At 64.3% G+C, this 20,471-nt stretch carries 19 protein-coding genes and 1 other RNA gene; 2 read left to right on the top strand and 18 right to left on the bottom strand.

Annotation, left to right across the window (positions count from 1 at the left end):
- Window positions 1-6: 6 nt before the first annotated feature.
- The 6 genes from AAFN55_RS15985 to mraZ are packed head-to-tail and all read right to left on the bottom strand — an operon-like array spanning window position 7 to window position 6,511.
- Window positions 7-1,455: a UDP-N-acetylmuramoylalanyl-D-glutamyl-2,6-diaminopimelate--D-alanyl-D-alanine ligase gene (locus tag AAFN55_RS15985; RefSeq protein WP_347799817.1), complete on the bottom strand. Its 1,449-nt coding sequence runs from the start codon at window positions 1,453-1,455 to the stop codon at window positions 7-9.
- The gene (locus AAFN55_RS15990; RefSeq protein ID WP_347799818.1) at window positions 1,452-2,903 is read right to left on the bottom strand and encodes a UDP-N-acetylmuramoyl-L-alanyl-D-glutamate--2,6-diaminopimelate ligase; all 1,452 of its coding nucleotides are present in this window, start codon (window positions 2,901-2,903) and stop codon (window positions 1,452-1,454) included. Before AAFN55_RS15990 ends, AAFN55_RS15985 begins: the two co-directional genes overlap by 4 nt.
- Window positions 2,904-2,952: 49 nt before the next feature.
- Window positions 2,953-4,662 (bottom strand): penicillin-binding protein 2, encoded by a 1,710-nt coding sequence (locus tag AAFN55_RS15995; protein ID WP_347799819.1) that lies wholly within the window; start codon window positions 4,660-4,662, stop codon window positions 2,953-2,955.
- The gene (locus AAFN55_RS16000; RefSeq protein ID WP_347799820.1) at window positions 4,659-5,033 is read right to left on the bottom strand and encodes a hypothetical protein; all 375 of its coding nucleotides are present in this window, start codon (window positions 5,031-5,033) and stop codon (window positions 4,659-4,661) included. The genes AAFN55_RS15995 and AAFN55_RS16000 overlap by 4 nt, the downstream gene beginning before the upstream one ends.
- 6 nt (window positions 5,034-5,039) lie before the next feature.
- Window positions 5,040-6,059 carry a 16S rRNA (cytosine(1402)-N(4))-methyltransferase RsmH gene (gene rsmH, locus AAFN55_RS16005; RefSeq protein WP_347799821.1) on the bottom strand — a complete coding sequence of 340 codons (1,020 nt, stop codon included), beginning with the start codon at window positions 6,057-6,059 and terminating at the stop codon, window positions 5,040-5,042.
- A complete protein-coding gene (gene mraZ / locus AAFN55_RS16010) occupies window positions 6,056-6,511 on the bottom strand; it encodes a division/cell wall cluster transcriptional repressor MraZ (protein WP_347799822.1) in 456 nt (151 codons plus the stop codon). The genes rsmH and mraZ overlap by 4 nt, the downstream gene beginning before the upstream one ends.
- Window positions 6,512-6,895: 384 nt before the next feature.
- Here mraZ and AAFN55_RS16015 point away from each other — a divergent pair, with 384 nt between their 5' ends.
- On the top strand, window positions 6,896-8,011 hold the full coding sequence (locus tag AAFN55_RS16015; RefSeq protein ID WP_347799823.1) for a cystathionine gamma-lyase: 1,116 nt from the start codon (window positions 6,896-6,898) through the stop codon (window positions 8,009-8,011).
- Between the two features lie 4 nt (window positions 8,012-8,015).
- Here the strand turns inward: AAFN55_RS16015 and AAFN55_RS16020 are convergent, their stop codons facing one another.
- The 12 genes from AAFN55_RS16020 to AAFN55_RS16075 form a co-directional block, all read right to left on the bottom strand.
- The gene (locus AAFN55_RS16020; RefSeq protein ID WP_347800285.1) at window positions 8,016-8,420 is read right to left on the bottom strand and encodes a type II toxin-antitoxin system RelE/ParE family toxin; all 405 of its coding nucleotides are present in this window, start codon (window positions 8,418-8,420) and stop codon (window positions 8,016-8,018) included.
- A complete protein-coding gene (locus AAFN55_RS16025) occupies window positions 8,417-8,692 on the bottom strand; it encodes a type II toxin-antitoxin system ParD family antitoxin (protein WP_347799824.1) in 276 nt (91 codons plus the stop codon). Before AAFN55_RS16025 ends, AAFN55_RS16020 begins: the two co-directional genes overlap by 4 nt.
- Before the next feature lie 135 nt (window positions 8,693-8,827).
- Window positions 8,828-9,257, bottom strand: an RNA gene (gene rnpB, locus AAFN55_RS16030) — RNase P RNA component class A.
- Window positions 9,258-9,328: 71 nt separating this feature from the next.
- Window positions 9,329-9,937 (bottom strand): transglycosylase SLT domain-containing protein, encoded by a 609-nt coding sequence (locus AAFN55_RS16035; protein ID WP_347799825.1) that lies wholly within the window; start codon window positions 9,935-9,937, stop codon window positions 9,329-9,331.
- 171 nt (window positions 9,938-10,108) lie between these two features.
- Window positions 10,109-10,882, bottom strand: a complete 774-nt coding sequence (locus tag AAFN55_RS16040) for an N-acetylmuramoyl-L-alanine amidase (RefSeq protein ID WP_347799826.1) — start codon at window positions 10,880-10,882, stop codon at window positions 10,109-10,111.
- On the bottom strand, window positions 10,879-11,589 hold the full coding sequence (locus AAFN55_RS16045; protein WP_347799827.1) for a DnaJ family molecular chaperone: 711 nt from the start codon (window positions 11,587-11,589) through the stop codon (window positions 10,879-10,881). The genes AAFN55_RS16040 and AAFN55_RS16045 overlap by 4 nt, the downstream gene beginning before the upstream one ends.
- A gap of 178 nt (window positions 11,590-11,767) precedes the next feature.
- A complete protein-coding gene (locus AAFN55_RS16050; RefSeq protein WP_347799828.1) occupies window positions 11,768-11,950 on the bottom strand; it encodes a hypothetical protein in 183 nt (60 codons plus the stop codon).
- Between the two features lie 165 nt (window positions 11,951-12,115).
- Window positions 12,116-13,042, bottom strand: a complete 927-nt coding sequence (locus AAFN55_RS16055; RefSeq protein WP_347799829.1) for a hypothetical protein — start codon at window positions 13,040-13,042, stop codon at window positions 12,116-12,118.
- A gap of 16 nt (window positions 13,043-13,058) precedes the next feature.
- A complete protein-coding gene (locus AAFN55_RS16060) occupies window positions 13,059-13,577 on the bottom strand; it encodes a winged helix DNA-binding protein (RefSeq protein ID WP_347799830.1) in 519 nt (172 codons plus the stop codon).
- Between the two features lie 22 nt (window positions 13,578-13,599).
- Entirely contained in the window at window positions 13,600-14,907 is a 1,308-nt protein-coding gene (locus tag AAFN55_RS16065; protein WP_347799831.1) for a TRAP transporter large permease subunit, read from the bottom strand.
- A 3-nt stretch (window positions 14,908-14,910) separates the two neighbouring features.
- Window positions 14,911-15,444 (bottom strand): TRAP transporter small permease, encoded by a 534-nt coding sequence (locus tag AAFN55_RS16070; RefSeq protein WP_347799832.1) that lies wholly within the window; start codon window positions 15,442-15,444, stop codon window positions 14,911-14,913.
- A gap of 75 nt (window positions 15,445-15,519) precedes the next feature.
- Window positions 15,520-16,500: a TRAP transporter substrate-binding protein gene (locus tag AAFN55_RS16075; RefSeq protein WP_347799833.1), complete on the bottom strand. Its 981-nt coding sequence runs from the start codon at window positions 16,498-16,500 to the stop codon at window positions 15,520-15,522.
- 136 nt (window positions 16,501-16,636) lie between these two features.
- On the opposite strand from AAFN55_RS16075, the gene AAFN55_RS16080 reads away from it, so the two are divergent.
- Entirely contained in the window at window positions 16,637-20,344 is a 3,708-nt protein-coding gene (locus AAFN55_RS16080; RefSeq protein ID WP_347799834.1) for a hydantoinase B/oxoprolinase family protein, read from the top strand.
- The last annotated feature ends 127 nt before the right edge of the window (window positions 20,345-20,471 follow it).

Here is a 20,471-nt window from a genome sequence, read left to right on the forward strand (position 1 = left end):
CGGCTGTCAGTTTATCTGTTCGGTTGCACGCACGGCCTTGGCCGCGGCGGGAAATTTACGAAGCATGGCGTCGACGAGCTTCGAGAAGCCGATGCTCTTCGACGATTTGATCATCACCACGTCTCCCGGACGAACCGCGTCCAAAAGCATGGGTTTGATCTCGTCATGGCCGGCCAGATGCTGGACGGCAATGTCTTTGGGAAGCGCCTCAGCGAGTGCCTCCATCTCGGAACCGCCCAGGAAAACGAGGTCGGCGGTCGAATCCACGATCGGCTGCGCCAGCGAGGCATGCAGCTTCGGTGCGTGCACGCCCAGTTCCAGCATGTCGCCCAGAACGGCGATGCGGCGTCCGGAAGCCTGGACAGGCGTCGCGCGCAGCAGGTCGAGCGCGGCCCGCATCGATGCCGGGTTCGCGTTGTAACTCTCGTCGATCAGCACGAACTCGCCACCGGCCGGATGGCGCAGAATGTGACGCTTGCCGCGCCCCTGCTCGGCTTCAAGCCCGGCGAGCGCCTTTGCGACCTCTGGAACGTTCGCGCCGGCGAGATAGGCCGCGCCCAGCACGCCGAGCACGTTCTGCACCATGTGCCGGCCGGGAGCACCGATCGTCAGCGCCAGTTCTTGCCCGGCCATCTTGACCGTGATCGCGGAGCTCTCGCCGCCGAGCTGGCATTTCACGAGGCGGAAGGTCGAGCGCGCATGCTCGCCAAATCCCCAGACATGCTCGATGCCGGCATCGCGCGCCGCGCGATCAAGGAGCTTCCATTGGCGATCGTCGCGGTTGATCAGCGCATGACCGCCCCGCTCGACGCCCTCGAAAATTTCAGCCTTGGCGCGCGCGATCTCTTCCATGGAGCGAAAATGGCCGAGATGCGCCGCCGCGATCAGCGTCACCAGCGCGATGTGCGGGCGCACGAACTTGACCAGTTGCCGGATTTCGCCGGGATGGTTCATGCCGACTTCGAAGATCGCGAACTCGCAATCCTCCGGCAGGCGCGCAAGCGTCAGCGGCACGCCCCAGTGATTGTTGAACGACTTGTCGGACGCATGCACGCGGCCGACGGCGGACAGGCCGCGGCGCAACGCCTCCTTGGTCGTCGTCTTGCCGGCCGAGCCGGTCACGGCGATGATCTTGCCCCTGGCCCGGGCACGCGCGGCAATGCCGGTCGATTCGAGGGCGGCGAGCACGTCGGGCACGACGATCATCGGTGCGTTGATGCGGCCGAGCGCGGGCAACTTGCCTTCCGCAACGATCAGCAGCGCCGCGCCGGCCTTGATCGCGGCGGTCGCGAAGTCGTGGCCGTCATGCAGATCGCCCTTGATCGCGAAGAAAGCATCGCCGGGCTGAAGCGTGCGGGTATCGATCGAGATGCCGGTGATGCCAGCCGGCATGTTGCCGACCGGCCGCCCGCTCATCGCGCCGACAAGTGCCTCGGTTCTCCACAGCAGGTTCATGCGGCACGCTCCCGAAGAGCGGCACGCACTTCTTCATGATCGGAGAAGGGAAGCGTTACGTCGCCGATCGTCTGGCCTTCCTCATGCCCCTTGCCGGCTACGATCAGCGTGTCGCCGGCGCCGAGCATGGCGGTCGCCTCGCGAATGGCACGACGGCGATCGGCGATTTCGATCGCGTCTGGAGCGGCCGCCAATATCGCCGCGCGGATGGAGGCCGGTTCTTCGGAGCGCGGATTGTCGTCCGTGACGATCGCCACATCGGCAAGCCGCGCCGCGATCTCGCCCATGATGGGCCGCTTGCCGCGATCGCGATCGCCACCGCAGCCGAACACCACGACGATGCGGCCAGTCGTGAACGGCCGCACGGTCGCCAGCACATTCTCCAGCGCGTCGGGCTTGTGCGCGTAATCGACATAGACCGGCGCACCGGCAGCGGTCGTGCCCACGAGTTCGAGGCGGCCGGATGCGCCCTTCAAGCGTTCGAGCGCGCGCAACGCCTGGCCCGAATCCAGCCCGGTCGCGATGGCGAGCCCGGCAGCCACCAGTGCATTCGAAACCTGGAAATCGCCCGCGAGCGGCAGATCGATCTCATGGATCGCTCCCGCAGCGCTGATCTCGGCGCGCTGGCGATGACGCTCATGCTCGACGCGTTTGAGTTGCAGGAACGTTCCCGCCCTGCCGACCGTCAGAACCTCCAACCCCGCCGACTGCGCGGCCGCGATCGTCGGACCGGACCAGGGATCGTCGGCGAAGATCACGGCGGGAGCGCCTTTCGGCAGCAGCTCCGTGAACAGCCGCATCTTGGCGCGATGATAGTCCTCGACCGTCGGATGATAATCCATGTGGTCGCGGCCCAGATTGGTGAAGCCGCCGGCCGCAAGCACGACGCCGTCCAGCCGGCGCTGGTCGAGACCGTGGCTCGACGCCTCCATGGACGCATGGCTTACCCCGGCCTCCGCGAGTTCGGCCAGCAGCTTGTGCAAGGCGATCGGGTCCGGTGTCGTGAGAGAGCCGTAGTCGTTGCGGCCCGGCGCGACGACACCCGTGGTGCCGATGCTTGCCGCGGCAAACCCTGCCTGCTCCCAGATCTGGCGAACGAACGACGCGACCGAGGTCTTGCCGCTGGTGCCGGTGACGGCGACCATGGTTTCGGGCTGGCGTCCATGGAAACGGGCAGCGACGAGAGCGAGCGTGCGGCGCGGGTCGTCCACGCGCAACACGGGCACACCGAGGTCGGCATCGATCGCGCCCTGTCCGGCGATGATAGCGATCGCGCCGCGCGCAACGGCATCGGCCGCGAAGGCTGCGCCGTCAGATCGCGTGCCGGGCAGCGCCGCGAACAGAAACCCGTGGGTTACCTGGCGCGAATCCGATGCAATCCCCGCGACCTCGACCTCTCCATTGCGGTCGATGCCAGGAAGGACACCGGTGAACTGGTCGAGCTTCATCAAAATTCATGTTTCCGAATGCGTGGTCGCCCCCCGGCTCCTGCAAGAATCACTGTGTCGAGACGAGAAGGGCCCCACTTTCATGGCCGAAATCGGGCTTTACGCCAAGCAGGGCGGCAGAGCGGCGAATGATGTTGCCGACCACGACCGTCGTGTTCAGGCCTGACGTCGCGCTCATGCCGGGCTTTTCCGGCTTGGGTTCGTCGAGAACGACGAGAACGATGTATTGCGGATCGTTGACGGGGAATCCCGCCAGAAAGGCGTTGAAGCGCTTGTCGTTGGAGTAGCGGCCGTTCACGACTTTTTCCGCGGTGCCGGTCTTGCCGCCCACGAAGTAACCGGGAACCTCGGCACGACGCCCGGAGCCCTTTTCCACGTTCAGGCGGAAGAGATAGCGCATCATGTCGCTGGTGTTCGGCTTGATCACCTGCGACGCATGCGACATCGCCTGGTCTTCGGTGCGTGGAAGGAATGTCGGCTCGATCAGCTTGCCGCCATTGAGCATCGCCGCAGCAGAAACCGCAGTCTGCAAAGGCGTCGTTGCGACACCGTGGCCGAACGAGATCGTGATCTGGTGGATGCGCTTCCACTCCCTCGGCTCGGTCGGCGTCGCCACCTCGGGAAGTTCCGTCCTCAACCGCGTCAGAAGGCCGATCTTCTCGAAGAAGGCGCGGTGATCCTGAACGCTGACCGTCTCGGCCATCCGGGCCGTTCCGATGTTGGACGAGTAGATGAAGACTTCCGGCACGGTGAGCACCCTGCCCTTGCCGTGGAAGTCGCGGATCGTATGGCGCGCGATCTGGATCGGCCGGGAGGCGTCGAAGCGGCTGTTCAGCGTCGCCGTGCCGGCGTCGAGCGCCATTGCCAGCGTGAAGCCCTTGAAGGTCGAGCCCATCTCGTAGACGCCCGCGGACATCCGGTTGAGCCGGTCCTTTTCCTGGGCATTGAACGGATTGTTGGGGTCGTAATCGGGCAGCGACGCCATCGCGACGACCTCGCCCGTCTTTGCGTCCAGCACCACCGCGCCGGCGCCGATCGCATGATAGCGCTCCATCGCCTGCGTGAGTTCGTCATGCAGGATGTGCTGTACGCGCAAATCCAGCGACAGCCGAACCGGCTCGAGATCCTTCGCGACGGCGAGACCACTTGCCTGCAAATCGGCAAGGCCCTGATCGTCGATATACTTCTCCATCCCCGAAATGCCCTTGTTGTCGACATTGACGAGGCCGAGGATGTGAGAGGCGGTCGGACCGCCGGGGTAGAAGCGGCGCTTTTCGCTGCGGAAGCCGATACCGGGAATGCCCAGTTGCATGATCGCCTGCTGCTGGCGCGGCGACAACTGACGGCGCAGCCACATGAAGCCGGCATCGCTGCGCAGGCGGTTGTAGGTCTGCTCGATGTTGAGATCGGGCAGGACCGTCAGCAGTTTTTCAAGCGCTTCGTCGGCATCGACGATCCGGCGCGGCTCGGCGAACAGCGAAGCCGTGTTGATGTCGGTCGCCAGAACTTCACCGTTGCGATCCACGATATCGGGCCGCGAGGCTGTGACGCGGGAGGCCATCGGCCCGCCCTGCTCCAAATCCTGCATGCCGAGATAGGCAAGCCGTCCCCCGATGACGCCATAGATGCTGAAAAACACCGCCATCGTCATCAGGATGCGCGTACGCGCCCGCCCGCCCGTGGATTTGGCGACGCCCTCGACGACGATGCGTTCGCTGCCGATATCCGGTTCCTGCTTCTTGCGCCACCGACCGATCATTGGATGACACCCCCGGTCGTCGTCGTGTCGATGCCGCTGTCGGCCATGCCGCCCATCGCACCGTCGGTGATATCCTCGATGCGCAGCGGCCGCGCCGGCAACTCGCTGAAGTCACCGATCTGGTGCGCCTCGACGGGCGCAAGCTGCAATTGAGAGTGATAGATTTCGGCAAGCTTCTGAAGACGCGACGGCTGCGTCAGCAGGCTCCAATCGGCCTTGAGCACAACGGTCGTCTCTTCTTCGAAACGGATCGCGGCCTCGAGCTGGCGGACCTTCGACAGTTCCGCTTCCGCTGCGTGCTTGGTCGTGTAGGTGAAGGCGGCCGCCGACACCATCACCGCGATCAGCACTATGTCAGTCGTCCTGAACACCTGGACTCACCTTTCCCCGGCAGAAGCGACGAGCGGCAGCGAAGGCAGCCCGAACAAAGATGGATTTTCCGCACGCGCGGGTGCGTCGGTGCGGATCGCCGCGCGCAGCTTGGCCGAGCGCGCCCGTGGATTTCGTTCCGCTTCGGCGTCACTCGCCGCAACGATGCCGCCAGCCTTCGTGAAGGTCGCGACGCGCTCTTCGAGTGCCGGCAGATGGCGCGAGCCCGTTGCCTGGCTGGAGCGGTCCGTGATGAACTTCTTGACGATCCGGTCTTCCAGCGAATGGAACGTGACGACCACCAGCCGCCCGCCCGGCTTCAAAGCCCGCTCCGCCGCGAAGAGCGCCCGCGCAAGCTCGCCCAGCTCGTCATTGACGAAGATGCGCAGACCCTGAAACGACCGCGTCGCGGGATTGATCTTGTCCTTCGGGTTGCGGCCGAGAACGCCTTCGATCGCCGAGGCCAGATCGCTCGTCCGTTCGAACGGGCGCACCGAGCGACGCTTTTCGATCATCCGCGCGACGCGACTGGCGTGACGCTCCTCGCCCAGAATACCGAGAATGCGCGTCAAATCGTTGGTTTTGAACGTGTTTACGACGTCGGCAGCGGTCGGCCCCGTCTGCGCCATGCGCATATCGAGCGGCCCGTCGCTGCGGAACGAGAAGCCGCGCTCGGCCTCGTCGAGCTGCATAGACGAGACGCCGATGTCGAGAACCACGCCGTCCACCAATTCTTCGGCAGCCGTATCCAGTTCGGAGAACCGGCCATGCACCAGCCGCAGCCTGCCTCCGGACTCTGCTTCGAGGCTGCGCCCGGTCTCGATCGCATCGGGATCGCGGTCGATTGCGATCACATCCGCTCCGGCCGCGAGTATGGCGCTCGTATAGCCGCCCGCACCGAACGTGCCGTCGATGATCGTCTGGCCGGCAGCGGGCTCGAGGGCCGCGAGAACCTCGTCCAGCATGACCGGAATGTGGCGGACCAGTCCGCCACCGGCGATATCGTCCTCGCCGTGGCCCGCCATCATTCCGCGCCCCCGTCCGAAACCGCCTGCCGCTTCTTCAGCAGCCGCTCGCGCACCTGCGCGCCGTAAACCGCCAATCGCGCCGGCTCCCACATCTGGAAAAAGGTCCCCCGACCGACAAAAGCCACCTCGCCCGCGATGCCCGTATGCTCGCGAATGAAATCCGTCACCGTGATCCGGCCATCCTGGTCGAGTTTCAGAAAATCGCTGTCCCCGTGCACGAAATAGGACATGTCGTCCGCAGCCTGAAGGAACGGATCCTCCATCGCGATCCTCTGCTCGTAGCGATCCAGCAAATCCAGGCCGCCGACATCCAATGCGGGACGATCGAGCGCCTTCAGCGCATACAGCTCCTGATAGCCGCGCTTCTGAACCACCGACCGGAAATGCGCCGGAACGGAGACGCGACCCTTGGCGTCTATCCTGTTCACCGCGCTGGAGAGAAACCGGTCCATGCTTCGAAACTGCCGCCCTTGCCGTGCCCGTATGGAGGTTCTCGACCATGCGCCGAACTGCTTTCCCAGATCCGCCCTCGCTCGCGAGAAGCCGTGAATCATCGACCCGGCGCGCCAATGGGGCCGCCGTTTTGGGGAACGCTTCACCCGGAACTGAAACGAGATAATGATGGTGCTTAAGGGATAGCATGGGCTCGTATGGGCGTCAACGGGAGCAACCCTCACAACCGGCACTTTGAAGCGGTTCGCAGGCAGTGAGGCGCAATGCAAATTTATGCTCCGTTAGGCTTAACGAAGGGTTAGGAACGTCCGGCCCTCCTTGCACCTCGGACGCCTCGGTAATAGCGTCCGCGGCTTCGCAGACTCGGGCCACGAGGACACCCCATGACGGACACGCCTTCCGCACGCGCAGCGCGCCTTGCCCACCTCCGCCGCGCGGAACTCGCGAAAGGCGATCCCGTCGCCCTGCCGCTGACGCTTGCGACGATGTTCCACCTGCCGGGCGACCCGGCGGGCTACGCGCAGTATGGCCGCTTTTCGAACCCGACCTGGGACGCGGTGGAAAAGATGCTGACGCATCTGGAAGGCGCCCCGGCGCTCGGGTTTCCGTCGGGAATGGCGGCGACGGCGGCGGTGTTCTTCGGCCTGCTCAAATCCGGCGACCGGATCCTGCTGCCCTCTGACGGGTACTATACGACCCGCGTTCTCACCGAACGCTTCCTCACCCGCCTCGGCGTGACCTACGACACGCGCCCGACATCGACATTCCTCGATGGCGGCTTCGAGGGATACAGGCTGGTCTTTGTGGAGACGCCGGCCAATCCCGGCCTCGACATCTGCGATCTGGTGGCCGTCTGCGAGGCGGCGCATGCCGCCGGCGCGCTCGTCGTCGCCGACAACACCACCATGACTCCCTACGGCCAGCGCCCGCTGGATTTGGGCGCCGACATTGTCGTCGCCGCCGACACCAAGGCGCCGAACGGCCATTCCGACGTGCTCTTCGGCCATGTGGCGAGCCGAAACGCCGAGATCATGGCAGCGGTATCCGACTGGCGGAAGCTTGCGGGCGGCATACCGGGGCCGTTCGAGGCGTGGCTGGTCCATCGCGGTCTGGAAACGCTGCATGTCCGCTTCGAGCGCATGTGCAACACGGCCGAGGCGATCGCGCCGCGTCTGGCAGCGCATCCGGCTGTGAGCAAGGTGCGTTTCCCCGGCCTCGAAAGCGATCCGTCGCACAATCTCGCCCGAGCCCAGATGGACCGTTTCGGCTTCCTCATCGGCGTGACGCTTGGGTCGGAAGCCGCCGCCGAACGCTTCATCAACGACTGCGCGCTGATCCAGCCCGCGACATCCTTCGGCGGCGTGCACACCTCGGCCGAACGCCGCGCGCGCTGGGGCGACGCTGTCGATCAAGGCTTCGTCAGGCTGTCGATCGGCTGCGAACCGGCCGACGAATTGTGGGCGGCGCTTGAAGAGTCCCTGAACCGCAGCGAGGGTTGACCCGCTAGAGCATCGGACCGAAAAGTGGAATCCAGTTTTCGGGTTGTTCCGATGCTCGAACAAAGAGATAGATCGCCACTCGTGCGTCCGTAAGGATGCACGGCGATCTAGACGCCCAGATCATCGGGATCGATTCCGCGCTTGCCATGCATGACGCGGAGAATGACGATCTGTTGGCCATCGATACGGTAGAATGTGAGATAGTTGCCGACACCAGGTGACGGATGTCGGGACCGAGATCGCCGCGAAGCGCGCCCGAGCGCGGCTGTGTGGCGAGGAGCTGCCAGCGATCTTCTATTGCGTCCAACAGCCTGTCCGCCGCGCCAAGGCTGTCAAAAGCGATATGCGACCAGATTTCGATAAGGTCTTCTTCGGCTCCCGCGCTGCGAAAGAGAATGTGTGCCCTCATGCACTGCGGCGCGCCTCCCACCGACGGCGGGCCTCCTCCTTGATCTCATCCATCGAGCGGTACACCCCCGGCCCACTGTCGATCCCCTCCTGCACAAGCTTGCGGAGTTCATCGACCGAGTAGCCGAAATTGTCGCGCCGCTCCTTCCACTCGCGCAGCGCCTCTTCAACGACAGCATCGGGCGAGGCGAACTCGCCGGCTTCCACCGCCTCCTCCACGACGGTCGCATGCTCGGGCGAAAGCGTGATTCCGTGTTTGTCGATATGGCCCATCGGTCATCTCCTCGGCTCAAGAGCGGGCTCGATGCGCGATTGTAGCAAGCGAAGGCCCATGCGCAAGCGCGCCACACAAACCCGCGCGGCGTGTATCGCTCACGCAGGACACGATATCGAACCGTTGAAGCCAAAGGTGCCAGCTGGCCTATAAGCCGGGTTCTGTATGGCCTCCGCTCCTTGCGGAGCGGAAACGTGGCGGCCATTCATCTTGTGCGCACGTTACCGCGCGCCTCATGCAACCTACCCGGACGACTGGGCCGGAAACTGCCCTGAAGGTTGCCCTTCGCGCCGCCCCTATTCGGTTTTGCTCCCGGTGGGGTTTACCGTGCCGCTCCTGTTGCCAGTCGCGCGGTGGGCTCTTACCCCACCCTTTCACCCTTACCCCGCCAGCAAACCGGCTGTCCTCGACGGCCGATTTGCAGGCGGGGCGGTCTGCTTTCTGTGGCACTTTCCCTGGGGTCGCCCCCGCCGGCCGTTAGCCGGCACCGTGTTTCCCTGGAGCCCGGACTTTCCTCACCCGCGACCTTTCGGTCCTTGCTGGTGCGGCCGCCCGGCCAGCTGGCCCGCCGTATAAAGGGTTTGGCGGCGCAAAACGCAACCGGAAAAGCTGGTGCCCGGCAATATCGCCGTGGATCAGCTACCGAGTTGGCGCTTGACCTTGGCGCAGTACGCGGCAGAAACCTTGTTCATGCGCGTCGCTGCGTGTCCGGCATTGTAGCGCAGGATGGTTCCGCATGTATCGCCGCCACCGAGCTGATGCGCCTTGGCGAGATACTTCATGCCATAGCGGATGTTGGTGTCCGGGTCGTACAGCCCCTTCACGCTGCCCGAATAGCCCATCATGCGCGCCGTGGCGGGCTTGATCTGCATCAGGCCGACCTCGCCGGCAGCACCGCGCGCATTGGGGCGGTAGTTGCTCTCGATACGCACCACCGCATTGGCGAGCGCGACGGGGATACCGTGAGCACCCGCATATTTGGCGATGATCGCGGAATAGCCATTGCCGCCTTTGGCGGTTGCCGCCTTGGAGCCGGTCTTGCCCTTGGTGCCGGATTTGGCCTTGGCGACCACCTGCCTGGCGGTTTCCTTCTCGGAGGGGATGCTGCTTGTCGTGGTGGGATCGATTTTCGCCTGGAATTGCTCGTACTGGCGCCGCTCTAGTTCTTCTTTGGTTTCGGCGTGTGCGGCAAAAGCCATCAGGCCGGTGGCGACGGCCACCGTCAGCGCTGTCAGTCTTTTCATGTTGTCCTGTCGTTCCATGGCCGCGTAAAATACTGCGGCGTGTTTGAGTTCGCCGGGCAACACACAAACGGAGCCCGACAACGGCAAGACCTGCGATGTGACTGTCGAGTTGGCGTCAAAAATGACCTGGCGAGTCACTTTGCATGACAGAGTGTAACGTTGCCCGTTACTTCAATTGGAACCGGGAAAGCGGTCGTGGAGCGAGGTCAGCAGACGATGCAGCGTCTCGATGGTCGATTGATCCGCAACGCCGTCGACGCGGACAGGCCTGAAATGGCGCTGGAAGGCCTCGACCGTGTCCTTGGTCGCCTGATCGTATAAGCCGTTGATTTCCAAGCCATACCCATAGAGCGACAGCATCGACTGGAGGGCCTCGACCGGCTGCCCGCTCTCTCCCATGGCGAGGAACCTGCCGCCACGTATCGGCGACGGCTCCACCAGGTGACCGAGGCCCATTTCAGCCAGTCGGGCCCATGGAAAATGCTCGCCTGGGTCGATCTTGCGGCCCGGCGCAACGTCCGAGTGCGCGAGAATTTTGTCGGCCCGAATGCGCCAGCGTGCGCAAATGTCGCGCACGAGATCTGCAACCCGCTCGATCTGAACATCGCAATAGGGCGGAAAGTCTGCGAGCGGCCCCGGATTGACGATCTCGATGCCGATGGAAAACGAGTTGACGTCGCTGCGGCCGAGCCATGATCCCCTGCCCGCATGCCAGGCGCGATCCTGCTCGCGGACCATCTGCACCACCCGTCCGTCCTCGTGAACCAGATAATGGGACGAGACCTCGCTCTCGGGCGCGCACAGCCACGCCTCCGCCGCATCGCCGCTCTCCATCCCGGTATAGTGCAGGATGACGCATTCGGGCGTCAGACCGTCATTCCGAGGCCCGAAATTCGGCGAGACGCGCACCTGCGCTCCCGCGAAATCCGGCACGAACCCGCTCATGCGCGCTGCATGCTCCGTTCGATCGCCTCATAGGCGCCGTTGATCGCGGCAAGCCGGCTGTTGGCGATCGAGACAAACTCTTCCGGCACGCCCCGCGCGATGAGGCGATCGGGGTGGTTGTCGGACACCATGCGACGATACCGGGCTCTGATCTCGCTGAACGGCATGTCCCGCTCCACGCCGAGAACGCGGTACGGATCGCCCTCGCCCGTGATGGCGTGGCGCGACAGGATCGTCTCGAAATGATCCTCGTCGATCTCGAAGATGTCCGCGACGCGCTTGAGGAACGCGATCTCGCGCTCGTGCACGAAACCGTCGGCTTTCGCGATGTGGAACAGGCCGTCGAGAATGTCTTCCAGCATCGCGCAGTTCGGGCGTCCCGACCCGCAAAGCTGCGCCATGCGCTCGGCATAGAGTTCGAACCCGGCGACATCCTGCTTTGCAAGATCGAACAGGCGCGCGACGTTGCGCGTCTCTTCGCGGGGAATGTGGAAGATTTGCTGGAACGCACGAAACTCGTTCTGCGTCACCACGCCGTCCGCCTTGGCCATCTTGGCCGAAAGCGCGATCATCGCGATCGAAAACGCCACCCGGCGGCGAAGCTCCGGATCGCCTTCGATGAGTGTGCGGATCGCCTCGATGAGGCTCGACAGAGCGCTCCCCGGTGCGTTGGCGAGAAATTCGCTTATGCGTGCCCAGATCGACATGCGATGTGTTTAGAATGAATCGGCGCCTCTGACGAGATCGGAAATCAAGCCGCGGCACTATGCAGCCGCGCCGGATCGACCGTGATATGGGCATCGCCAGACACGAAAAAGGCCGGCAATGCCGGCCTTTCCCAGATGATCGGGCGATGTACGAAAAACTCAGCCCGTCACGTAATTCTTAGTCGGCCGGTGCGGCCGGGGCATCAGCCGGAGGAGTCATCGGATCTGCCGGAGCAGCACCCGGCGCCGCAGGAGCACCCTGCTCAGGCACGGCCTGGGTCGTGGTTCCATCGGTGTCGCTGCAGGCAGCAAGGCCCATCAGAGCGATACCAGTGACGGAAGCGAGGATCAGCTTTTTCATTTTCAATCTCCTTCTTCTTCGATTGTCCAGCCGGCTCGACCAGACGCTCGATAGGAGAATGCGGAACACGCACATCCGTTTCATAACGATGTGTGACTCAATGTTAAAAGCGTCGCCGTCGCGGCGGGGGTTAAAAGCGTCGCCGTCGCGGCGGCGGTTGAAGCATCAAGCTCGCGACCGGTAGAAGCGCCCCAGGACAGCCGGCGTCAGATACATCGGGATTTGATAGCACCCGATGAAGAGCAAAATGGGGTCTATGACCTGATCGGGCAGAACGGTGAGGAAGAGCGCGACATTTCTGTTGCCCGCCGTAATGCCAGTGGCCGCCGCCCGCTCCATATGCCCCGTTTGCCTCGCGATCGCCGTCGCCGCGATCTGGATCGCGAAGTTCACCACGCAGACGAGCGCCAGCGTTCCGGCAAAGACGAGCGGGGTTTTCTGAAGCGCCGGACCGACCGCCGACATCAGTCCCACCACCACGACCGCCATCGCGATCGCCGACAGGCCGTCGATCGACTGCAACGCCTTCGTGGAGGGTTCCCGCAGGATCGTCGACCGGATCAGAAAGGCGATGCCCGCCGACACGACGATCAGAACCATCAACCCGCCCGCGGCCGCGAACACCGCGCTGGGTTCGCCGAATGAAGGCGTCAACCAGAAGACCGGCAGGACGGTGAGCGGCACCAGTGCCGTGCCGACGACGAGCTGGCGCAAAGCGGGTGCCGCGTCGTTGCCCGTCATGATCGTCAAATTGGGGCTTCCCGAGACGGGCGGAGCCGCAAGCATCAGCACGAAGAACGTCGCGAGCGCGGCCCCCGTCCAGCCCAGCATGGCGAACAGGAGGATGGCGGCGACCGGCATCGCGACCTGAAACCCAGCCGCGAGGCCTACGGAGGCTCCCACCTGACCCAGCGCGCCCATCGCCTGTCGTGGCCCGACCCGAAGTGCCGCAAGGAACAACAGCCCGGCAACCATCGCGCCGATCCAGGGCCGCATCGAAAGAGCGAGCCCGGGCATGGCGATCCCGACCACAAGTCCGACGATCAGGACGAGCCGCCCGTGGCGGGCAGCCGTTGCCAGGATGCTGTGCATGATCAGGTCGCGCTCGTCACAACGAAGCCGCGGCGCGCGCGGCCTGGTCGTAATGGCCTGAGAGCGCGCGCAATGTCGCCGCCACGGCCGAGGTCGCCTTCGGATCGAGCCCAAGCCCCTTGACGGACTCCACCAGCAAGGCTTCCCGTATCGCGCGATAGCGAACGCAGGTCTCCACGCCCTTCTCGCTCGCCCCGATCAGCTTTTCCTTGCCGGCCCGCGTGCTTTTGACGAGGCCGCGCTTCTCCAGCTTCTTGATCGCATAGATGACCACATGCGTATCCTCGATCCCGAGCACCATGCAGAGATCGGAGAGTCGCTTGGGGCGGCTCCTGTGGTTGACGGAATGCAGCACAAGCACGTCGATCGCGGTCAGCCCGGGTTCGCCGGCCGCCGTGATGCAGCGAACCATCCACCGCTCGAAGGCATGACCAGCCAGGATCATGCCGAACTCGAGTTCCGAGAGCGCGGGCAATGCGCCGTCGGCCAGATGGGCCGACGACACGATCGGGCCGAATTGCGCCGTTTCAGTCATGGTGAGTTCCTCCCCCTTGCAACTAACCCGCTGCGAACATGGTCCTCGGCAGCCAGAGCGCCACATCCGGGAACACGGCAAGGATCACCACCATGGCCATGAGCAGGAAGAAGAACGGCAGCGCCGCATGGGCGATGCTGAACAGGTTCCTTCCGGTCAGTCCCTGGATCACGAACAGGTTGAAGCCGACCGGCGGTGTGATCTGCGCCATCTCGACGACGATGACGAGATAGATGCCGAACCAGACGAGGTCGAAACCTGCGGCGACGACCAGCGGCATGATCACGGCCGTGGTGAGCACGACCATCGAGATACCGTCGAGGAAGCAGCCCAGAGCGATGAACAGCAGCGTCAGTGCCGCAAGCAGCATCATCGGCGACAGGCCGAGATCGCCGATCCATGTCGCCAGTTGGCGTGGCAGGCCGGTGAAGCCCATCGCGGTGGTCAGAACGGCAGCGCCGGCGAGGATGAAGGCGATCATGCACGACGTGACGGTCGCCGCCATCAGGCCTTCGCGGAAGGTGAGCCAGCTCAATGCGCCCTGCGCGCGGGCGAGTATGAGGCTGAGCGCGACACCGACCACGGCGGCTTCCGTCGGCGATGCGAGACCGCCATAGATCGAGCCGATGACGCCGGCGATCAGCAGCACGACGGGAATGAGGCTTCGCGCGGCCCTGAGCTTCGCCGGCCAGGGCATCCGCTCCTCGGGCGGAGGCATCTTGTCGGGATTCATCAACGCCCAGACCATGACATAGCCCATGAAGAGCACGGCGAGCACGATGCCGGGAATCACGCCGGCCACGAACAGGCGTGCGATCGATTCCTCGACGGCCGCGCCATAGACGATCAGGATGATCGATGGCGGAATGAGAAGGCCGAGCGTTCCAGAGCCTGCAAGGCTGCCGATCGCGAGGCGATCATCGTAGCCCCGCTTCTGGAGTTCGGGCAGCGAGATCTTGCCGATCGTGGCCGTCGTCGCGGCCGACGAACCGGAGACGGCGGCGAAAACGGCGCAGCCCAGCACGTTCACATGGGCAAGACGTCCCGGCAGCCGCCGGACGAACGGCGAGATGCCGATGAACATGTTTTCGGAGAGTTTGGACCGGAACAGGATTTCGCCCATCCAGATGAACATCGGCAGCGCGGTGAGATCCCACGAGATCGAGGAACTCCAGAATGATGTCGCGAGCACCTGTGCTGCAGGAATGGCGGGTTTCGACGCCAGCGCGACCAGGGCCACGAGCGACAGCGAAAAGGCGATCCACAGGCCGAGCGCAAGCGCGGCCAGCATCACCACGACGAGAAGAATGGAAAGCTCAAAGACACCCATGGCTCAGACCTCCGAACCGCTGTCGAGGAAGTCGCGCTTGCGCCATGCCTTGATCGTGACATCGAGCACCGCGACCGAAAGCAGCGCCAGACCGATGGTCATGAGCGCCTGCGGCAGGGCCAGCGGGATCGGTATGAAACCGTAGGATACGTCGTTGAAGGCCCAGCTTTTCCAGGTGAGCCGGGCGAGCGCCACGGTCATGTAGGCGCCGATGATGGCGGCGGCGATGCCGACGATCGCCTCGACGACGCGGCGAATACCGGAGGGCAAGCGGTCGATGAAGACCCCGACCCGGATGTGACCGCCCACCGTCAATGTGTGCGCAAGAGCGAGAAAGCTGGCACCGGCGAGCAGGAACCCGCAGATCTCGGCGATGGAGCGGATCGTGAAGCCTGTCGGGTGCTGCCCCGCAAGCCGGAGCAAGGCATCGACAAGGCGGGCGGAAACCTGGACGGCTACGAGCGCGAAGATGAGGAACAGGCAGATCGCAGCAGCCCATCCGGCACTGCGATACGTCGAATCGAGAAAACGCCGCATGAGCTATGGCTCCTTCGGAAAAGCGAAGGACCGGACGGCTTTCCGCCGCCCGATCCGGCCAGGATGCGAAAATGCCTAGTTGGCGCTGAACGTTTCGAGCAGCGCTTCGCCGTCGGCACCCGCACTTGCTTTCCAGTCTTCGGTAATGGTCGCACCGATCGTCGCGAAGCCTTGTGCCAGTTCTTCGGACGGTGTCACGACGATGATGCCATTGTCCGCGAGGGCCTTGGTCTTCTCGTCGTTTTCGACCTGCGACATCTCCCAGCCGCGCGTCTCGGCTGTTGCCGACGCTTCCAGCACCGCGGCCCGGTCTTCCTCGCTCAGGGCGTCGAGGGCCGCCTTGTTGACGATGACCATGTTGCGCGGCAGCCAGGCCTTCGTGTCGTGATAATGCGTGAGGAAGTCCCAGACCTTGGAATCGACGCCGGTGGATGGCGAGGTGATCATGGCCTCGACGCGGCCGGTGGCGAACGCCGTCGCGACGTCGGACGCTTCGATCTGTGTGGGAACCATGTTGGCGAGTTCGGCCACGCGCTCCGTGCCGAGATTGTAGGCGCGGAACTTCAGGCCTTCGAGGTCGCTCATCGCAGTGACTTCCTTCTTGGCGTAGATGCCCTGCGAAGGCCATGCGACCGAGAACAGAAGCTGCAGGCCCTGCTCTTCAAGAAGCTTCTCCATATAGGGCCGCTGCGCGTCGTAGAGCTTCTTCGACAGCTCGTAGCTCGACGCCAGGAACGGCACGGAATCGACGCCGAAGATCGGGCTCTCGTTTTCCAGCCGCGACACGAGCAGCTCGCCGATCGGGACGATGCCGTCGCGGACGGACGTCTTGATGTCGGGGTGCTTGATCAACGACTGGTTGGTGTGGAGCGTGATCGTCAGGTTGCCGCCGGTCTTCTCGGAAACCTCTTCCGCGAACTGCGCGATGTTCTTGGTGTGGAAGTTGCCGTCCGGATACGGCGTCGGCATGTCCCAGGCGGTCTGCGCGAAGGCTGCGCCCGTGGCGAAGATGCTCGCGGAGATCAGTCCTGCTGCGAATGCGGCATAATTTTTCATGTCGTTCCCCTTTTTTGACGTGCGGAGATTGCAGCGATCCAAACGGGATATGCCCGGCAACTCCGAAGATGGAAACGTTGACAGTTTATCGAGAAATCGTCAATAACCCCCGGACGTTTTGAGAGGGAGACGCGCCATGAGCGGCAGGTGGGATTTCTGGATCGATCGCGGCGGCACCTTCACCGACATCATCGGGCGCGATCCCGATGGCGCGCTTCACCCGCTCAAGCTTCTCTCCGAAAATCCCGAAGCGTACCGTGACGCGGCGATCGAAGGCATTCGCCAACTCATCGGCGTCGCACCGGGCGCGCCGATCCCGTCCGACCGCATCGGCGACATCAAGATGGGCACTACCGTCGCCACCAACGCGCTTCTGGAGCGCAAGGGCGACCGCGTCCTTCTGCTTATCACCAAGGGTTTTCGCGACGCCCTGAGGATCGCCTACCAGGCCCGACCGGACATCTTCGCCAAGGAGATCATCCTTCCCGAACAGCTCTATGAGCGTGTCGTCGAGGTTGACGAGCGCGTGCGCGCCGATGGAACCATCGAGCAAGCGTTCGATCCCGCCTCCATCCGTGAGGCGGTCGCCTCCGCAAAGGCGGACGGCATTGATGCCGTCGCCATCGTTTTCATGCATGCCTGGAAGTATCCGGCACACGAGGAACTCGCCGCAAAGGTCTGCGAAGATTCAGGCTTTCCCCAGATTTCGGTATCGAACCGCGTCTCGCCGCTGATCAAGCTGGTCGGCCGCGGCGACACGGCGGTCGTCGATGCCTACCTCTCGCCGATCCTGTCGCGCTATGTCAGCCAGGTTGCAGGCGAGTTGGGGATCGGCGCAGATCCGGCCGAAGGCCGCAAGCCCGACCGGGCGTCGGCCGGCCAGGCCGCCCTGGCGGAGGCCAGCGAGCAAAGCGAGCGCGCGGCCGTGAGCCCAAGATTAATGTTCATGATGTCGTCGGGCGGCCTCACCGCCGCCGACATGTTCCAGGGCAAGGACGCGCTTCTGTCAGGCCCGGCCGGCGGTGTCGTCGGCATGGTCGAGACCGCGCGGCTTGCGGGCTTCGACAAGGTCATCGGCTTCGACATGGGCGGTACGTCGACCGACGTCGCGCACTATGACGGAGAGTATGAGCGCGCCTTCGATACCGAAGTGGCGGGCGTCCGCGTCCGCGCACCGATGATGCGCATCCATACCGTGGCGGCCGGCGGCGGCTCGATCCTGCATTATGAGGCCGGCCGGTTCCAGGCAGGCCCGGATTCCGCCGGCGCCAACCCCGGCCCCGCCTGCTACCGTCGCGGCGGCCCGCTCGCCGTGACCGACGCCAACGTCATGCTGGGCAAGCTCCAGCCCGACTTCTTCCCCGCCATCTTCGGTCCGAACCAGGACCAGCCGCTCGACACAGACGTGGTGCGCGAGACGTTCGCCGCGATGGCGCAGAAGATCGGCGACGGCCGCACACCGGAATCGGTCGCGGAAGGCTTCGTCACCATCGCGGTCGAGAACATGGCCAATGCGATCAAGAAGATTTCCGTCCAGCGCGGCTACGACGTCACGGAATATCTGCTCAACTGCTTCGGCGGCGCGGGCGGACAGCATGCGTGCCTCGTCGCCGATGCGCTGGGCATGGAGGCGGTGCTCATCCACCCCTTCTCCGGCCTGCTCTCGGCCTATGGCATCGGCCTCTCCGCGATCTTCGCCTCGCGCCAGCAGGCCCTGCTCGCACCGCTCGAAGCCGCGTCCCTCGACAGCATCAACGCGACGATCGCGGATCTCAGCATTGCGGTAAGCGCAGAGCTCGAAAAGCAGGGCGTCCCCACCGACAGGATCGGCTGGAAGCCGGTGCTCCAGATCCGCTACGACGGCACCGACACGGCCCTGCCGGTGAATTTCGGCGACGGCGGCATCGAGGCCGCGGCCAAGGATTTCGAGACCGCCCACAAGGGTCAGTTCGGCTTCGTCTATGACAACAAGCCCATCGTCGTCGAATCCGTCAGCGTCGAAGGCACCGACACCCGCACCGCCGGCCGCGACGAGGCGGATGCGGACACCGTATCCGCCGACGCGGATCGCACGCAGACGCGCCCGATCTTCGTCGAGGGTGCATGGCAGGACGCCGCTGTCCTGCGCCGCGAACAGCTCGTTCCCGGCAACCGCATCGCCGGCCCGGCGCTCCTCATCGAGAGCCACCAGACGATCGTCATCGAGCCCGGCTGGCAGGCCGAAATCACCGCCAAGAACCACGTCCTCCTGCGCCGCGTCGAAACGAAGCGCCGTCAGGCGGCGCTGGGCACCGAGGCCGATCCGGTCATGCTGGAGGTCTTCAATAACCTCTTCATGTCGATCGCCGAGCAGATGGGCGTGACGCTCCAGAACACCGCCTACTCCGTCAACATCAAGGAACGGCTCGACTTCTCCTGCGCGGTGTTCGACCGCACCGGCGCGCTGGTCGCCAACGCGCCGCACATGCCGGTGCATCTGGGGTCGATGGACCGCTCGGTCGAAACGATCATCCGCCTGAACGAAGGCGACATCCATCCCGGCGACGTCTTCGCGCTCAACGCACCCTACAATGGCGGCACCCATCTGCCGGACATCACGGTCGTCACGCCGGTGTTCAGCGACGATGAAAGCGAAATCCTGTTCTACGCGGCATCGCGCGGCCACCATGCCGATGTCGGCGGCACCGCGCCGGGTTCGATGACGCCGCTGGCGACGACGGTGGACGAGGAAGGCGTGCTGTTCGACAATTTCCGCATCGTCGAGCGCGGGCGGTTCCGCGAGGCTGAACTGCATCACCTTCTCACCGACCACGCCTACCCTGCCCGCAACCCACACCAGAACATCGCCGACCTCAAGGCGCAGATCGCCGCGAACGAAAAGGGCGTTGCCGAACTGCGCAAGATGGTCACCCATTTCGGGCTCGACGTGGTCGAAGCCTATATGGGCCACGTCCAGGACAACGCGGCCGAGAGCGTGCGCCGCGTGCTGGAGCGTCTGCCCGACAGTTCGCAATACGAATACCCGACCGACACCGGCCAAGTGATCAAGGTGAAGATCACCGTTGATCGCGAAAAACGCGAGGCGACCGTCGATTTCACCGGCACCTCGCCGGTCATGAAGAACAACTTCAACGCGCCGGAGCCGGTCGCGCGCGCGGCCGTGCTTTACGCTTTCCGCGTGATGGTGGAGAACAACATCCCCATGAATGCGGGCTGCCTGCGCCCGGTCAACATCATCATCCCGGATGGCTGCATGCTGAGGCCGACCTACCCGGCCGCCGTCGTCGCGGGCAATGTCGAAACGTCGCAGCATGTGACCAACGCCCTGTTCGGCGCGATGGGCGCGCTCGCCAACAGCCAGGGCACGATGAACAATCTCACCTTCGGCAACGACATCTATCAGTATTACGAGACGCTCTGCTCGGGCTCGCCGGCGGGACAGATGAACAACGGCCGGGGTTTTGACGGAACGTCGGGCGTCCATGTCCACATGACCAACTCGCGCCTGACCGACCCGGAAGTGCTCGAACTGCGCTTCCCCGTCGTGCTGGAGGATTTCCACATCCGCGAGGGGTCTGGCGGCAAGGGCAAGTGGAATGCGGGCGACGGCACGCGCCGCACCGTGCGGTTCCTCGAGCGCCTGGAATGCGCGATCCTGTCGTCGCATCGCGGCTCGCCGCCCCGTGGCGCGGAAGGCGGCGGCGACGGCGAAGTCGGCATGACGCAGGTGCGCCGCCTCGACGGCACGATCGAAACGCTGAAAGCCTGCGACCAGACCGTTCTCGAAGCCGGCGAAGCGGTGATCGTGACCACACCGACGGCTGGCGGTTTCGGAAGAAACTAGCCGTCTCTAGAGCGTTTCAGGTTTTCACCCAAACGACCCTCCACCGCTTCGCAGGGAGGATCCGAGGCCGCGGACAATCGCCACCTGGATCCTCCCCCATCTTCATGGGGGAGGGGGACCACGAAGT

It is taken from the genome of Mesorhizobium sp. CAU 1732 (assembly GCF_039888675.1).
In the GTDB taxonomy this organism is placed as follows: Bacteria; Pseudomonadota; Alphaproteobacteria; order Rhizobiales; family Rhizobiaceae; genus Aerobium.

Coding starts and splice junctions, on each gene's coding strand:
- AAFN55_RS16050 (WP_347799828.1), bottom strand. CDS start 11,950: ATGAAAAAGCTGATCCTCGCTTCCGTCACTGGTATCGCTCTGATGGGC.
- AAFN55_RS16035 (WP_347799825.1), bottom strand. CDS start 9,937: ATGAAAAGACTGACAGCGCTGACGGTGGCCGTCGCCACCGGCCTGATG.
- AAFN55_RS16015 (WP_347799823.1), top strand. CDS start 6,896: ATGACGGACACGCCTTCCGCACGCGCAGCGCGCCTTGCCCACCTCCGC.
- AAFN55_RS16080 (WP_347799834.1), top strand. CDS start 16,637: ATGAGCGGCAGGTGGGATTTCTGGATCGATCGCGGCGGCACCTTCACC.
- AAFN55_RS15995 (WP_347799819.1), bottom strand. CDS start 4,662: ATGATCGGTCGGTGGCGCAAGAAGCAGGAACCGGATATCGGCAGCGAA.
- rsmH (WP_347799821.1), bottom strand. CDS start 6,059: ATGATGGCGGGCCACGGCGAGGACGATATCGCCGGTGGCGGACTGGTC.
- AAFN55_RS16060 (WP_347799830.1), bottom strand. CDS start 13,577: ATGACTGAAACGGCGCAATTCGGCCCGATCGTGTCGTCGGCCCATCTG.
- AAFN55_RS16040 (WP_347799826.1), bottom strand. CDS start 10,882: ATGAGCGGGTTCGTGCCGGATTTCGCGGGAGCGCAGGTGCGCGTCTCG.
- AAFN55_RS16020 (WP_347800285.1), bottom strand. CDS start 8,420: ATGAGGGCACACATTCTCTTTCGCAGCGCGGGAGCCGAAGAAGACCTT.
- AAFN55_RS16055 (WP_347799829.1), bottom strand. CDS start 13,042: ATGCACAGCATCCTGGCAACGGCTGCCCGCCACGGGCGGCTCGTCCTG.
- AAFN55_RS16070 (WP_347799832.1), bottom strand. CDS start 15,444: ATGCGGCGTTTTCTCGATTCGACGTATCGCAGTGCCGGATGGGCTGCT.
- AAFN55_RS16075 (WP_347799833.1), bottom strand. CDS start 16,500: ATGAAAAATTATGCCGCATTCGCAGCAGGACTGATCTCCGCGAGCATC.
- AAFN55_RS15990 (WP_347799818.1), bottom strand. CDS start 2,903: ATGAAGCTCGACCAGTTCACCGGTGTCCTTCCTGGCATCGACCGCAAT.
- AAFN55_RS16045 (WP_347799827.1), bottom strand. CDS start 11,589: ATGTCGATCTGGGCACGCATAAGCGAATTTCTCGCCAACGCACCGGGG.
- AAFN55_RS16065 (WP_347799831.1), bottom strand. CDS start 14,907: ATGGGTGTCTTTGAGCTTTCCATTCTTCTCGTCGTGGTGATGCTGGCC.
- mraZ (WP_347799822.1), bottom strand. CDS start 6,511: ATGGACCGGTTTCTCTCCAGCGCGGTGAACAGGATAGACGCCAAGGGT.
- AAFN55_RS16025 (WP_347799824.1), bottom strand. CDS start 8,692: ATGGGCCATATCGACAAACACGGAATCACGCTTTCGCCCGAGCATGCG.
- AAFN55_RS15985 (WP_347799817.1), bottom strand. CDS start 1,455: ATGAACCTGCTGTGGAGAACCGAGGCACTTGTCGGCGCGATGAGCGGG.